The sequence below is a fragment of the Kitasatospora sp. NPDC001683 genome, from assembly GCF_053596495.1.
Window position 1 is genome coordinate 101,840 of record NZ_JBSFGK010000002.1, and the last position, 13,049, is coordinate 114,888.

The 13,049-nt window shown below is 69.9% G+C and carries 7 protein-coding genes and 4 pseudogenes; 4 read left to right on the top strand and 7 right to left on the bottom strand.

The window, feature by feature from the left end; genetic code table 11:
- Positions 1-165 precede the first annotated feature (165 nt).
- Positions 166-3,654 (bottom strand): carboxylic acid reductase, encoded by a 3,489-nt coding sequence (car, locus tag ACWCYO_RS01475; RefSeq protein WP_449782986.1) that lies wholly within the window; start codon positions 3,652-3,654, stop codon positions 166-168.
- Positions 3,655-4,061: 407 nt separating this feature from the next.
- On the opposite strand from car, the gene ACWCYO_RS01480 reads away from it, so the two are divergent.
- A complete protein-coding gene (locus tag ACWCYO_RS01480) occupies positions 4,062-4,622 on the top strand; it encodes a TetR/AcrR family transcriptional regulator (protein WP_270140513.1) in 561 nt (186 codons plus the stop codon).
- A 168-nt stretch (positions 4,623-4,790) separates the two neighbouring features.
- Here ACWCYO_RS01480 and ACWCYO_RS01485 read toward each other — a convergent pair.
- From ACWCYO_RS01485 to ACWCYO_RS01510, 6 genes and pseudogenes are all read right to left on the bottom strand, one after another.
- Positions 4,791-6,541 (bottom strand): annotated as a pseudogene (locus ACWCYO_RS01485) (nSTAND1 domain-containing NTPase); the annotation flags it as partial.
- 106 nt (positions 6,542-6,647) lie between these two features.
- Positions 6,648-6,782, bottom strand: coding sequence for a hypothetical protein (locus tag ACWCYO_RS01490; RefSeq protein WP_270140515.1), 135 nt, complete (start codon positions 6,780-6,782; stop codon positions 6,648-6,650).
- Positions 6,783-6,982: 200 nt separating this feature from the next.
- Positions 6,983-7,681: a glycine betaine ABC transporter substrate-binding protein gene (locus tag ACWCYO_RS01495; protein ID WP_449782987.1), complete on the bottom strand. Its 699-nt coding sequence runs from the start codon at positions 7,679-7,681 to the stop codon at positions 6,983-6,985.
- 84 nt (positions 7,682-7,765) lie between these two features.
- Positions 7,766-8,410 (bottom strand): hypothetical protein, encoded by a 645-nt coding sequence (locus ACWCYO_RS01500; RefSeq protein ID WP_270140518.1) that lies wholly within the window; start codon positions 8,408-8,410, stop codon positions 7,766-7,768.
- 935 nt (positions 8,411-9,345) lie between these two features.
- Positions 9,346-9,696: pseudogene (locus ACWCYO_RS01505) on the bottom strand (arsenic transporter); the annotation flags it as partial.
- Positions 9,675-10,952 (bottom strand): annotated as a pseudogene (locus ACWCYO_RS01510) (M20/M25/M40 family metallo-hydrolase); the annotation flags it as partial. The pseudogenes ACWCYO_RS01505 and ACWCYO_RS01510, both read right to left, overlap by 22 nt.
- A gap of 82 nt (positions 10,953-11,034) precedes the next feature.
- Here ACWCYO_RS01510 and ACWCYO_RS01515 point away from each other — a divergent pair.
- From ACWCYO_RS01515 to bufB, 3 genes and pseudogenes are all read left to right on the top strand, one after another.
- Positions 11,035-11,415, top strand: a pseudogene (locus ACWCYO_RS01515) (VWA domain-containing protein); the annotation flags it as partial.
- 185 nt (positions 11,416-11,600) lie between these two features.
- Complete coding sequence (locus ACWCYO_RS01520) at positions 11,601-12,173, top strand: hypothetical protein (RefSeq protein ID WP_270140522.1); 573 nt, start codon at positions 11,601-11,603, stop codon at positions 12,171-12,173.
- An 11-nt stretch (positions 12,174-12,184) separates the two neighbouring features.
- Positions 12,185-13,045: an MNIO family bufferin maturase gene (bufB, locus tag ACWCYO_RS01525; protein WP_449782988.1), complete on the top strand. Its 861-nt coding sequence runs from the start codon at positions 12,185-12,187 to the stop codon at positions 13,043-13,045.
- Positions 13,046-13,049: the final 4 nt, after the last annotated feature.

Consider the following 13,049-nt stretch of genomic DNA (forward strand, 5'->3'; position numbering starts at 1 on the left):
CCGCCCTGCCCATCAGCGGCCCGAGAGCCGAAACGGCCCGCCGGAACAACCAACGGGCCGTCACGAAAGATCGACGCTAGTGCGCCGAAGTCAGTACCCACTGTCCGCGCAAGCCAGGGCTAACGCACTCCGGCAGAGGTCTACGCCGACTGTCCCCCGCGTGTGTCAGATCAGTTCGAGCAACCGCAGGTCCGTCGTGTACTTCTCGATCAACTCCGCTTCCACATGCGGGATTTCTTTATCCGCGAGCCCTGCTTTCCGCACCGCCTCCGTGAACTGCACCGCCGGGACCATCGAACCGTTCAACGGCTCGTCGGGTCGGCGGAAGGTGTGCAGCAATGGCAGCAGCGAGTTCTGCCGCCGTGCCTCCGGCAGGGCGAGCAGGGCGGTCTCGAAGCGGGTGAACCACTCGTCGTAGTCGGCGATACGGCTGACCGGGTGCCCGGCGGCGATGAGCCAGTCCACGAAGGTGTCCAGCGAGACACCGTCGTCGTGCGGGTTGACCACGTTGTACGTCCGGTAGCCGGTGAGGCCGGCGCTGCCGAGCGTGTTGACGGCCTCGGCGACGAAGTCACCCGGCAGCCCGTCGTAGTGGGCCCGCGCCCGCCCGCCGTCGGCATCTGGCCGGTAGAACGACGCCGGCGCGATCCCCGCGGTCAGGATGCTGAACAGCAGCCGCGTGAACATGTCGGGGACGTTCAACTGGCCCGCGTACCGGCGGTGGGCCAGGATCATGTCGGAGCGCAGAACGGTGACGGGAAGACCGTACTCCTCGTACGCGCGGCGCAGCAGCACCTCGCCGGCCCACTTGCTGGTGGCGTACCCGGAGGCGTAGCCGTCGGTGAGCCCTCGGGCGGTGCTCGCCTCGCGGATGTCGGCGCTCTCGTCGAGCCGGGCCGGATCGAGACCGCCTGCCACGCCGACCGTGGAGAGGTAGGTGAACGGCTTGACCTTGCCGGTCAGGGCCAGCCGGATCAGTTCGGCGGTGCCGACGACGTTCGGGCCGAAGAGCTGTTCGTAGGGCAGGACGTGGTTGACGAGCGCCGCGGGGTGGAAGACGGCGTCGACGTCCTCGGCGAGCCGGTTCCAGGTGTCCTCGTCGAGCCCGAGCCGCTCCTTGCTGATGTCGCCGGCCAGCACTTCGAGATGGCCGGCCGCCAACTCGTGGTATCGGGAAAGGAGTTGCTGGTCTCCGCTGTTGAGTGCGGTGTCGAGCCGACGATGAGCGTCGGCGTCGTCGCGGCCGCGGACCACGCAGATCAGCCGGCCGCCGGTCGCCGACAGGCGCTCCAGCCAGTCCAGGCACATGAGCCGGCCGAGGTAGCCGTTGGCGCCGGTCAGCAACACGGTGTGCGGGGCGGCGCCGGAGGCGGGGCGGGCGCTGCCCAGGGCGGTGACGTCGAGGAACTTCTCCAGCGTCAGCTCGTCCGCGCGCACCTCGGCCGTGTCCGGGCCGTGCACCGACGCGGACGACGGGCGCCCGGCGCCGGCGCGGGCCGCCTCGATGTGGTCCGCGACCGCCTGGAGGGTGTTGCCGGCGCTGAGCAGCACCCCGACCGGCACCTCGACGGCGAAGACGTCCCGCAGCAGTTGCGAGAAGGACAGCGCCGACAGCGAGTCGACGCCGAGGTCGGTGAAGCGTGCGGTGGGCCGCAGCTCGGAGGCGGGGCAACCGAGCAGCGCGCTCGCCGCCGCGCGGATCGCCTCGAACACCGGCTGATCGGGGCCGGCCGCGCGCAGCGCGCGCAGCGCCTCCTGGCGGCCACTGGACAACTCCTCGTACAGCGCCTCCAGTTGATCGCCGTAGCGGTCCTTGAGGCTGGGGCGCAGGTTCTTGCGGATGTCCGAGAGGAGTCCGTTCGCCGGGCTGAACGGCTCGGTCTCGACGAGGAAGTCGCGCGGGATCTCGTACGGCTCCAGCTCGGCCTTCCGGGCGATCTCCTGGAGGGAGGCGGCGAGCAGGGGCTTGAGCTGCTCCACGTCGCCGGCCTGCGCGAGGGCGTCCTCGGTGGGGACGATGACCGCGAGGAGGTACGCGCGCTCGCTGTTGCCGTAGACGTAGATCTGCCGGATCAGGGGGCTGGTGACGAAGGTGGTCTCCAGCTGGGAGACGGTGACGAACTCGCCCTGGGCCAGTTTGAGGACGTTGTTGCGGCGGTCGAGGTAGACCAACTGGTCCGGGCCGGTCTCGGCCATGATGTCGCCGGTGCGGTAGAAGCCGTCCGCGTCGAAGACCGAAGCTGTCGCGTCCGGCCGCTTGTAGTAGCCGGGGGTGATCATCTCGCTGCGGATCAGGAGTTCACCGCGCGGATGCGGCACGTCCGAGGCGAAGTAGCCGAGTTCGGGTACGTCGGCCAGTTTGTACTCGATGACCGGGGGCCGCACGACCCGCCCGTCCATCAGGACGGGGCCCGTCTCGGTCGAGCCGTAGCCGTCCCGCAGTGACAGCTCCAGGCAGGACTCCACGAACCGCTTCAGCTCCGCCGCGATCGGCGCACTGCCGCAGAGGACGTCACGCACCCGGCCGCCGACGAACTCCTCCCGCAGCTCCGCCTTGACGGCCTTGTCGAGCGCGTCGGGGTCCGCGAACTCCCCGGCCCTGCTCGCCGATCGGCTCTGGTACTCCTGGAAGAGCATGTCGCAGATCCGCGGCACCAGCATCAGCTGGGTCGGACGGGCCTCGCGCATGTCGTCGAACAGCGTCGACATGTCGCTGGATCCGGTGAAGTACATCGCGCCGCCCCGGACCAGCGTCATGTACAGCGATGCTCGCGCCGCGATGTGGCTCATCGGCATGTAGCCCATGGTGACCGGCGACGCGTCGCCCTTCGACGGGAGCCAGCCCGCCCAGACGCTCTTGAGCATGCTGTCCGTGTAGATCGCGCCCTTGGGCGCGCCCGTGCTGCCGGAGGTGTAGATCAGCAGCCGCACCGGGTTGTCCTCCGCTGCCGCGGGCGTGACCGGCGCCGGCAGGGTCCGGCCGCGCGCGACGACGGCGCTCAGTGCCTCGACGGCCGTGACCCCGGCGTCCGCGAGCCGGCCCCGGGCGGTCTCGAACCGTTCCCGCTCCTCGTCGGCCTCCGGGTGGAAGTCGAACACGACAAGGCGTGGCCGCGACGGCGCGGAGAGGGCCAACTCGACGGCACTGTCGATGGATTCGATGCTGGTGGCGAGGACGCGCGGCGCGCACTCGGCGACGATCGGCTTCAGCTTGCCGAGCGAGGAGCTGTGCTGGAGTGGCACCGAGACCGCGCCGGCCCGCAGGCAGGCCAGGTCGAGCACCGTGTAGTCGACGCTGGTGAACCCGTGGATGGCGACGAAGTCGCCTTCGCCCACCGGGTTCTCTGCGTCCGCCGCCCACTCGGCCGCAACCGCGCCGGCCCGCTCCCACAGCTCGGTATAGCTGATGGTCGTGTAGTGCGGCAGGAGCCGCGGTTCGGTCCGGCCGGTCGCCGGGTCGGTCACCGGCTCGCGGACCCGCTCACCGAGGGCGGGGCGATCGGCGTACTCCGCCATCACGGCGGCGACAGCCTGCGGCAGACCGATGCTGCGGTCGCGCAAGGTCGCCAGGACTGCGGGGGAGGCGAGGAGCCGGGTCTCCTGAGCGGGGGAGGCCGAGCCGTTGGTTCGAGGTGTCGAGGACACCGGCTTCACCGACTTTCCATCAACTGTGGTTTGTCAGGGCAAGTTGGTGCACGGTCCAGGCACATGCCGATGGCCGGGCCTGGTGCGATGGCGCGGCGGGCCAGCGGCCCGGGGAAGGCGTGGTCTGCCCGGGGTGGCGCTCGGGCTACGGGTGGAGCGGTAGGTGCGGCCTGCCGGGCGTGTCGGCCACCGTCTTCGCGGGGAAGCCGACACGTTCCTTCCGATCGGATGCCTTCGTGTACTCAACAACTATCTCAGGTTATGTTACGTGACTGTCAAGTAAAGCAATGCCAAGCTACGCTGACCGGATGCGAGACATGGCCGAAAAGAGCCCTGAGAACAGCGAAGAGGGCGCAGGGAAGAGCAGGGCGAAACCGCCTTCCGGGGGCGGGCCCGGCAGACCCAGGGACCCTTCGGTGGAGAAGGCGGTTCTGCGCGCGACCGTCGAGCGGCTCGTCAGTGACGGCTACTCCCGCATGACGATCGGTGACATCGCCGCCGATGCCGGCGTCACCCGGCCGACGGTGTACCGGCGCTGGTCCAACAAGCACGACCTGGTCGTCGACGCCCTCGACTTCAACTTCCAGGAGGAGCGTGAACGGCACCCCGTCGGCCCCCTGGAGGAACTCCCACCCGTCGAGGCCCTGCGGCAGGCCCTGCGCCACGCCTCTCCCTTCGGCCCGACAGGCCGGGGCCTGACCGTCATCGGGAACGTTCTCAGCGAGGCCGAGCGCACACCTGGCCTGATCGAGCTCGTACGGGAACACGCGCTGGAGCCTCGGCAGAAGCCGCTCATCGACACCTTGCGGCGGCTGGCGGCACAGGGGGTGCTGCGCGAGGGGGTCGACGCGGAGCTGGTCGCCGACATGATGATCGGGAGCTACTACGCGTCGTACATGCGGCAGGGCGAGCGGGATCCGGAGTTGGGGGACCGGGTTGTGGAGATGGCGTGGCGACTCATGGGGATCGAGGGCTGAAAGGGCCTCTGGGCCGGGAACGCCTGGTGGCCATTCCGTACTCGGGTCCAGTCCGGGGCGGCTCGGAACTGCCGGGGGCCTCCCTCGGGCAGGTCGACGCGCAGCGAGACGCTCACCATTGCGTCATGCCCGTTCCGTCAGGTCGATGCGGTGTGTCCGGTGCGGTGCCAGCAGGGCACGGCGGGTCTCCGGGAGCTGCGCCGTGCGCCAGACGGCGACGCCCAGGAGCAGCGCGGGTCGCTCGTGCGCAGGGCGTCGGCGACCTCGGCCACCCGGCGGGCGGCGCTCTTGCGCTGGCGTGCGCTGTCCCTGTGCTGCTGCCACGCGGCCAGGCCCACGACCATGGCCACCGCCAGCACGGCGGACAACGCGGTGGCCAAGAACCGGGACCGGCGGGCGGTGCGGGCCGCAGCTTGCCGCTCCGTCTCACGGGCCGACAGCGCGGCGGTGAGGAAGGCCCGCTCGGACTCGGTCAGCGTGCCGTCGTCCGCGAACAGTTCCTCCGCACGCGCCAGCCGGGCCCCCCGATACAGCGCGCCCGGGTCGCGGTCGTGCTCCAGCCAGGAGCGCGTGGCCTCCATGAGGCGCCGGTGACGGCGCAGCCGTTCGCGGCCCTCCTCGACCCAGCCGTGCAGCCGGGGCCAGCAGGTGATCAGCGCCTCGTGAGCGAGGTAGACGCCTACCTCGTCGGCGGTCAGCAGCCGGGCGCGGGCCAGCCGCTCCACCACGAGGGGCGCCTCGGGATCCGTACACTCATCCAGTTCGGCCCGGGTGAGCGGGCGGCGGGTGTCGGGGGCACCCTGGCCGGGCTCCACCATCCGCAGCAGCAGATGCCGCGCGGTGCGCGCCTGGTCTGGGGACAGCTTTCCGTACACCTCCTCGGCGGTGGCCGCGATCGCGCCGCGGACCCCGCCCGCGGCCTCGTACGCGGCCACCGTCAGGATCCGTCCCCGACGCCGCCGCCAGGTCTCCAGCAGGGCGTGCGAGAGCATCGGCAAACCGCCGGGCTCGCCCTCGACCTCGTCCACCAGACGCGCGGTCAGCTCACGCTCCACAAGCCACCCCGCCGTCTGGGCCGGTTTGACGATGGCCTCGCGCAACTCGTCGGCCGTCATTGGGCCGAGCAGGAGCGCGGCACCGCGCAGCGCGTCGGCGAGAGTGCGGTGTTCGGCGCAGCGGGCGTAGAAGTCGGCACGTACGGCGACCAGCACCCGCAGCCGGGAGCCCGCCTCTCGCGCGGCCAGCAGCAGGTCGAGGAAGCGGGCCCGCTCCGTCCGGTCTTGGCACAGGGTGAAGGCCTCCTCGAACTGGTCGACCACCACCCAGCTCTCCGGTTCGCTCTCCGCCGGGGCCAGCAGATGCGCGTACGTGGTGGCGGGCAGGGTTCCCGGAGTGAGCACCCGCAGCACGGCAGGGCGGCCCATACGGGCGATCTCCTGGCGCAGGGCGGGAATCAGGCCCGCCCTGAGCAGCGAGGACTTGCCGCTGCCGGAGGCGCCGAACAGCACCGCGAACCGGTGGTCGCGCACCAGCCGCTTCAGCTCCTCGACCATCCGGTCGCGGCCGAAGAACAGGTGGTGGTCGTCCGGTTCGAAGCGGGCCAGGCCCCGGTACGGCGGCCTGGCATCCGCCGCATCTTCGTGTACCACTCCCGCAACGGCCGCCTTCGCCTCCTTCCAGCGCGGCTCCCACTGCGCGGGGTCGCCCCCGCAAGCACGCACGTACCCCTGCAGGACGGCGAGCGACGGCAGCCGTTCCCCGGCGGCCGCCTGCGACACGGTGGTCACGGAGAACCCCGCCGCGCCGGCCATCGCCCGGTACGACGGGCTGCCGGCCGCGCGGCGCAACTCCCGGAGCTCATGCGCGAGCCGCTGCACGGGACCGGCCCCCGGGTCAAGAGGTCTCTCAGGACGCCCCACGCCTCCCCCTTCTGCGCTTACAGGCAACGGGAGTAGTCATACATTTACTTAGTGAGGACAACTTGAAGTCCTGAGTGACATGAAACGATCGAGGATTCATTCGGATTCATCGGCGTTGAGGAGACAGTCGCCGCTGGATGTGGTTGTCGCCCTTGGCCGACGCGGTGGTCGGAATCGCCAGGGCGCTGATCGCGGCGGTAGCCAGCACGGCCACCGCCGCTCGGCGCACGAGACGCGTCATGGGAATTCACCGTTCTCTGATCGGGTCACGGGAAGGGGTCAGTGCACCAGACCCTCGGCGCGCAGCCAGGCGGCGGCGGCCTGGGCCGAGATCGCCGCCGGTGACGGCGGAGGCGAGTGCGGCAACCTGGTCTGTGGTGAGCGAGGAGTTCAGGCGGGCGAGCGCGGTGCGCGTCGCCTTACCCGCGTAGTCGGCGTTGATCAGGGGAAAGACGTGCTCCGGTGGGATGACGCCGCGGGATCCGCGAGCACCGTCAGGCCCTCTCCGGTGACAACCGGGTCGGTGCCTCGCAGCACGAGCACCTCGACGGTGCTCGATGGACTGATGGTGACGCCATGGGCTTCAGTCAACACGACGGCTGACGGCGCATCGGGGTCCTGTGCCGCAGCGCCGCCCAGAGCGACGCCGCCCTGGACCTTGGCCAGGTCCGCGGTGCCGTGCAGGTCGTAGCGCTGGGCCGTGGCACGGCTGACGGCGAGGACCACGCCGCGCTGCGCGGCGGCGGGCGGCAGGGCGTCGATGCCTGGAGGCAGCGCCATGCTGAGCGTCGCGGTCATGTTCCCGGGGAGCGTCTGGCCGCCGGGGAAGGTGTGCAGCAGCGCGCTCTCGTAGGCCGGCGCCAGGGTGAGCGTGCCCGCGGTCACGGCCTTGGCGGTGTCCGCCGGCGTGCCGTAAGAGCTGTTCGCCATCTGGGTCTTCTCCCCTGCGGCGGTGAGCAGTTGCTCGTAGAGGGCCGCGACGACGCGGCTCTCGGCGGAGTTGTCGGCGCCGATCACGATCGGGCCCTGGCCGGGATCGCCGGAGGCGGTATAGGTGCGCTGGTGGCCGGCCGCGCAGCCGGAGAGCAGCAGCGCGGACACCATGGTCGCCAGTGCCGCTGCGAAGCGGCGGTTCGTCATATGTGCCGTCATGGCCTTCTGCCTGTGGAGGGCCTGCCGCCCGCTCCGGGGAGGGATGCGGGCGGCAGGCGGTCAGGGTGTTGCTCAGCGGTGGCAGTGGGCCCGGCGCTCGGCGGCGGACATTGGGCGGGACTGGGTGTTGACGTAGCCCCTGGGCGCGTTCGCGTTGGGGCCGGACTCCTTGTAGTTGTGTATGTACCAGATGTAGTGGCCGTAGTAGCGCTTGCCGAAGTGGATCTCGTACCAGCCGGTGGCCTCCTGCTTGGCGGTGCCGCGCTCGATCCAGCCGACCCGTCCGGGGGTGATGGTCACCGCGTCGGTTTCGCCGAAGGTGTGCGAGGTCTCCCAGGTGTGGTTGTAGGTCGCCTGGATGGAGGCTTCGAAGACCTGCGAGAACTTGTAGCTCGCGGAGACGGAGACGCCGACCGAGTTCGCGGAGCCGGTCGTCTCCGCCCAGTTGACCGACTGGGTGGAGTTCGCGTTCGTGCAGTTGTACAGGGACTGGCTGACCTGGTGCACCGGGCCGGTGTAGGTCCGGAAGCTCTGCGGGTGGAACTGGCAGTAGTCCGCCCAGCTGCAGGCGTTCAGCAGGTTGGCGACACCGGGGTCGCTGTCCGCGAAGGCCTGAGGTGCCGCGATCAGCGACGCGCCCATGGCGAGGGCGGCGACGGCTCCGGCCGAGCGGGACAACCGCTTCAGGGAGTCGTACTTGCGACGTGCGATCGTCATCGATTACTCCGAGTAAGGTTTGGACGTCGTCGGTCTTGACGTCCGACGGTGCGTAACTTTCCATTGGCTCGCATCGCCAGACACGAGTCATCATGCACACATCACATGAACCGTGCGTTACATGGCCGGATAACTGAGCAAGATTTGAGCTTATTTGACGTACCATCAGGCCGATCACTCAGCCGGGCCTTCTCGTTCATGACAGGATCAGCGACCGCATAAACCGTAGGCGCGTCGGCAACCGAGGGCGCTCAGGCGATACCCACGGCAGTGCAGACGCGATACGGATCGTGACTGCCGGCATGCCGGGTCCGAGTCGTGCCCGGGGCGCTGACTGTCGCCTGCGGCCGAGCGCTGTGTTCGCGTCCGGAAGTGTTCATGGGCAAGGGGCGACGTCCGGCTGTCACGGTGGCAGGTCCTTTCATGAGGAGAGACTGCGATCCGTGGTTGCCGCCGCGGCACGAAAGGTTGCCGTCTTCGGAGAAAACCGTGTTGACCCTCCCCGTAGCGTAGAAGCCGTGACTGCAGGGGAGGTTGGGAGTCATGGCGAAGAAGAGACGGAAGTTCGACGCGGAGTTCCGTGAGGGGGCTGTCCGGATCGTGACCGAGACCGGCAAGCCGATCGCGCAGCCCCGGCCTCACCTCGGTCAACCAGCCCCCCAACCGCTTCGCCCGAAACCGCGCTGCTTGCTCCCTCGCGTCACTCGCAGGCCAGCCCAGATCCTCCCGCATCGCCCGAGCCCTCACCCCCTCCCCACCACCGGCCGCGTCCCGCTCGACCAAGGCCACGATCCGCGCGCACTCGGGCGGGAGCACCTCATCCCCCAACCCCTCACGCCACAGCGGCACTTCGACCGGCGGACCGACGCCGACCGCGCGACCGGCACCGCTACCGCCGGCGCCTCGCACCCCGCAGCATCATCGCCTGCCTCGGCCAGAGCCTCCACCGTGGTGGTGCGTCGCTGGGCGAGGGCGCGGACCGCGAGCACCAGGGCACCGGCCGCAGCAGCCCAGGCCGGTCCACGCCGAGCGCGGAGGCGAGCGCGAATCCGGCCAGCGTGCCGCCGACCGTAACCAGGGCGAACGCCGTCATCCCGGCCGGCTCATGCGGCCGCGGGGGTCGGCAGCCCCGCGTCCAGATCGGTGGCGAGGAAGCGGTGGAACAGGTGCGTACTCGGCCCCGATCGCGACCAGCCACGGCAGCGTCATCGGCGCGGCGAAACGGGTGAAGCTCAGGCCCTGGCCGTGAAGGCCAGCAGGTTGGTCAGGTTCGAGACCGGCAGCAGTGAGCCTCACTGCGGGTGGGCCCATCCATCTGCCTCAGGACACGGCACCCCTTGCCCATGTCCGCGACCGGGACCACCACGACTGCTGCGCGTGCGTCTACGACGACAGGCATGACGCCGTCATCGCGCTCCCCCTTCGCGGCTACCGCACAAACCCGGCCCACCTCACCATGGACCGCACGCCGTCTGACTCCAGGCCCTGGGGAAGCGACCGAAGGCCGCCGTCCTGGCCGCGCGCCGGCGGGCGCGGTCTGCTGGTCGACGGCACGCAGCCGCGGTGCCGAACAGCCCGGCGGACCTGGCTGTTTCACCACGAAGCGGGCTTCGGCGGTTCCGGGGCCGTCCGCAGATCCGGCCGACGGCCGAACCGAACGACATTGGTACTGGACCGTGATCCGCCTTCGAGGCCCTGGCCTCCTACATTCCGCCCCGGCACAGCCTTCGAGGCCATAATCATGGCCTCGACCTCGGCCGTTGTCTTCCGGTCGCCCAGGAACATCAGAAGATAGCTCTCGGCAAGGGTCATCTTGTGCAGTTCGGTGATGTCGACGCTCTCGGGGAAGGAGTGAATGCGGCACAGCGGCTCTTCGCAGCCGATCAGCAGCACCGTGGAATCCGGGTTGACCTGCTGGAGCTGGGTGACCAGGGGGCGTGGCCGTCGCCGTGAGCTGGTTGATGGAACCATCGATCGTTGGAGGGCCGTCGAGCCCAACCACGTTGACCGACGGCTTGCCGAACAGGCGGCTGCCGAGCAAGCCCGTGCCGATGAGGTGCACCCCGGCCTTCACCCCGGCCTGTTCGCGGAACTTTTGTTCGTCGGGCTCGTGACCCTGCCACGCCGCCTGGAGCAGATCAGGCACCACGACGTCGCCCGCCGGGTTCTGCACCTGGTTCAGGAGGTGGATCAGCGCCATGAAGGCGTCGGGCGTCGGACCGCCGTACTCGCCGCTGTGCACGGGCGAGTTGAGGGTGCGGACGGTGACGTCCGCTGCGACCAGACCGCGCAGACTCGTGGTGAACGTCGGCTTGCCGAGCTCGTAGTTCCCGGTGTCCGCGATGACGAGAACGTCGGCTTTGAAGAGGTCGGGGTTATGTCTGACGTATTCCTCCAGGCTGTCCCCTGCCTCCTCCTCGCCCTCCAAGACGATCTTCAGATGGACGGGCGGCATCGTGGTGAACGTTCGGAGGGCGCCGAGGTGCATGATGATCCCGGACTTGTCGTCGGCGGAGCCCCGGCCGTACACCCGGCCGTCCTTGACAGGCTGTCCCGGTGCAGCACCAGGAACTCCCCGCTAGGGACGCCGCCCATGTCGGCGTCGGTTGAACCGCGCCCCTTTCGGGTCGATGAGGCCGTACTACAAGGACGGCAGCGTCCAGACGCTCGCCGACCAGGTCCTGGGCCTCTCCGCCCACCTGGACGACGACGGCAGCGTGCCGGTCGTCTTCTCCACCGAGGTCGACGCCCAGGAGAAGATCGAGCTGGAACACCACGAGGGCTGGATCGACCGGATCGTCGCGGGCCTCGGCCACATGGGAAAGACCAGCTACCACACGGCGATGGACGCGGTGGTCCGGCACTGCCGGGAGAGCGGCTCCACGGCGCCGGCCTTCGTCGTGGTCCAGACGGACGGCGGACCGATCAGCAAGCGCGCGGCGGAGGCCTGCCTGTGCGAGGCGGCCAAGCTGCCGATCTTCTGGCAGTTCACAGGCTTCGGCGACCAGGCGCGGGGCGGTCGCCCGATCGGGCGGCGCTCGGCCGCTGATGCGCGCCGGGCATGGGCCGCCACACCCCCAGATCGAGACCCTCCGCGTTTGAAAGATTGCACAACGTGATCGATGCTGTTGTTTTGCCTACGCACCACTCGGTGGTGGGGCCACTGTGCGCGACTCACGAGGAGAACGTCATGGAACCCGAACAGCAAGGCAACGGACACCGCCGCCTCGCCAATATGGAGGACATCGCCCCGCTGCTGCTCGGCGGCGATGCCGGTCAGCAGAGGCGCCTGGAGGCCGCGGAGGCGGGCCCGCTCCGCATCCCGCCGGCCGAACTACAGGAGGCGGTCGAGCTGCACGTGTGCATGGGCCTGAACGCCTGCAAGGGCCACGGGGTCGGCAAGACGGGGGAGATGGCGGGCATGGGGCACTGCGCCACTGTCTTCCACGTCTGCCACGGCGCCAACGAGTGCCGCCAGCAGGGCGGCTGCGGCTACTCCGGGTCCGACGCCGAGCAGGCCAAACCCGGTGACCAGAACTGCCGTTGGAACGGCAGCTGCGCCAGCCCGATCAACGAGAGCCGGGTGCACGCGGCCGGTCCCTACCGCGGGACCAGCGTCTGGAAGCGGGCCCGCAAGATCTTCGAGCAGCGCATGTTCGAGGCCGGCGTCCCCTTCGGCCCCGCTCCCGGCGAGGGCTACCCGGACGCCCTCGTTCCCAGCTACGAGACACCGGCCGGCCCCCAGAGGCCGTCCGACTCGTGACCGCACGCCGCATGCCGGACACGTCGCCGGTTCCCCGATCGTCCGGCCTGGGCCTCGGGCTGGGACTTCGGTTCCCCCATCTGGCCCAGGTGCTGGACACCTGGCCGGAGGTGGGCTGGTTCGAGATCATCTCCGAGAACTTCATGGACTCCGGCGGCTACCCGCGTCACGCCCTGGACCGGATCGCCGAGCGCTACCCGATCGTCATGCACGGCGTCTCGCTGTCCATCGGCAGCACCGACCCGCTCGACCTCGGGTACCTGGAGCGGCTGCGCCGCCTGGCCGACGCCACGAAAGCCCGCTGGGTCTCCGACCACGTCTGCTGGACCGGCGTGACCGGAGTCAACACGCACGACCTGCTGCCGGTGCCCTTCACCGAGGAAGCGCTCGCCCACCTGGTGCGCCGGGTCCGCACCGTCCAGGACGTGCTGGAACGGCCACTGGTGCTGGAGAACCCGAGCACGTACGCGACGTTCGCCGGCGCCGCCATGCCCGAGTGGGAGTTCATCGCCCGCCTGGCCGCGGACTCCGGCTGCGGCCTGCTGCTCGACGTCAACAACGTCTACGTCTCCGCCGTCAACCACGGCTTCGACCCCGAGGAGTACGTGCGCGCACTGCCGGCCGACCGGATCGTGCAGATCCACCTCGCAGGCCACACTCACCTCGACACCCACATCATCGACACCCACGACCAGCCCGTGGCAGAACCGGTCTGGCAGCTCTACGAGCTGGCGACCTCCCTCACCGGACCGGTGCCCACCCTGCTCGAATGGGACGACCGCATCCCGCCGCTGCCCGACCTGCTCGCAGAACTGGACAAGGCTCGTCCGTACATCAAGAACGCGGCTGCGGTCCCGGTGGGCCGTGGCTAGCGCG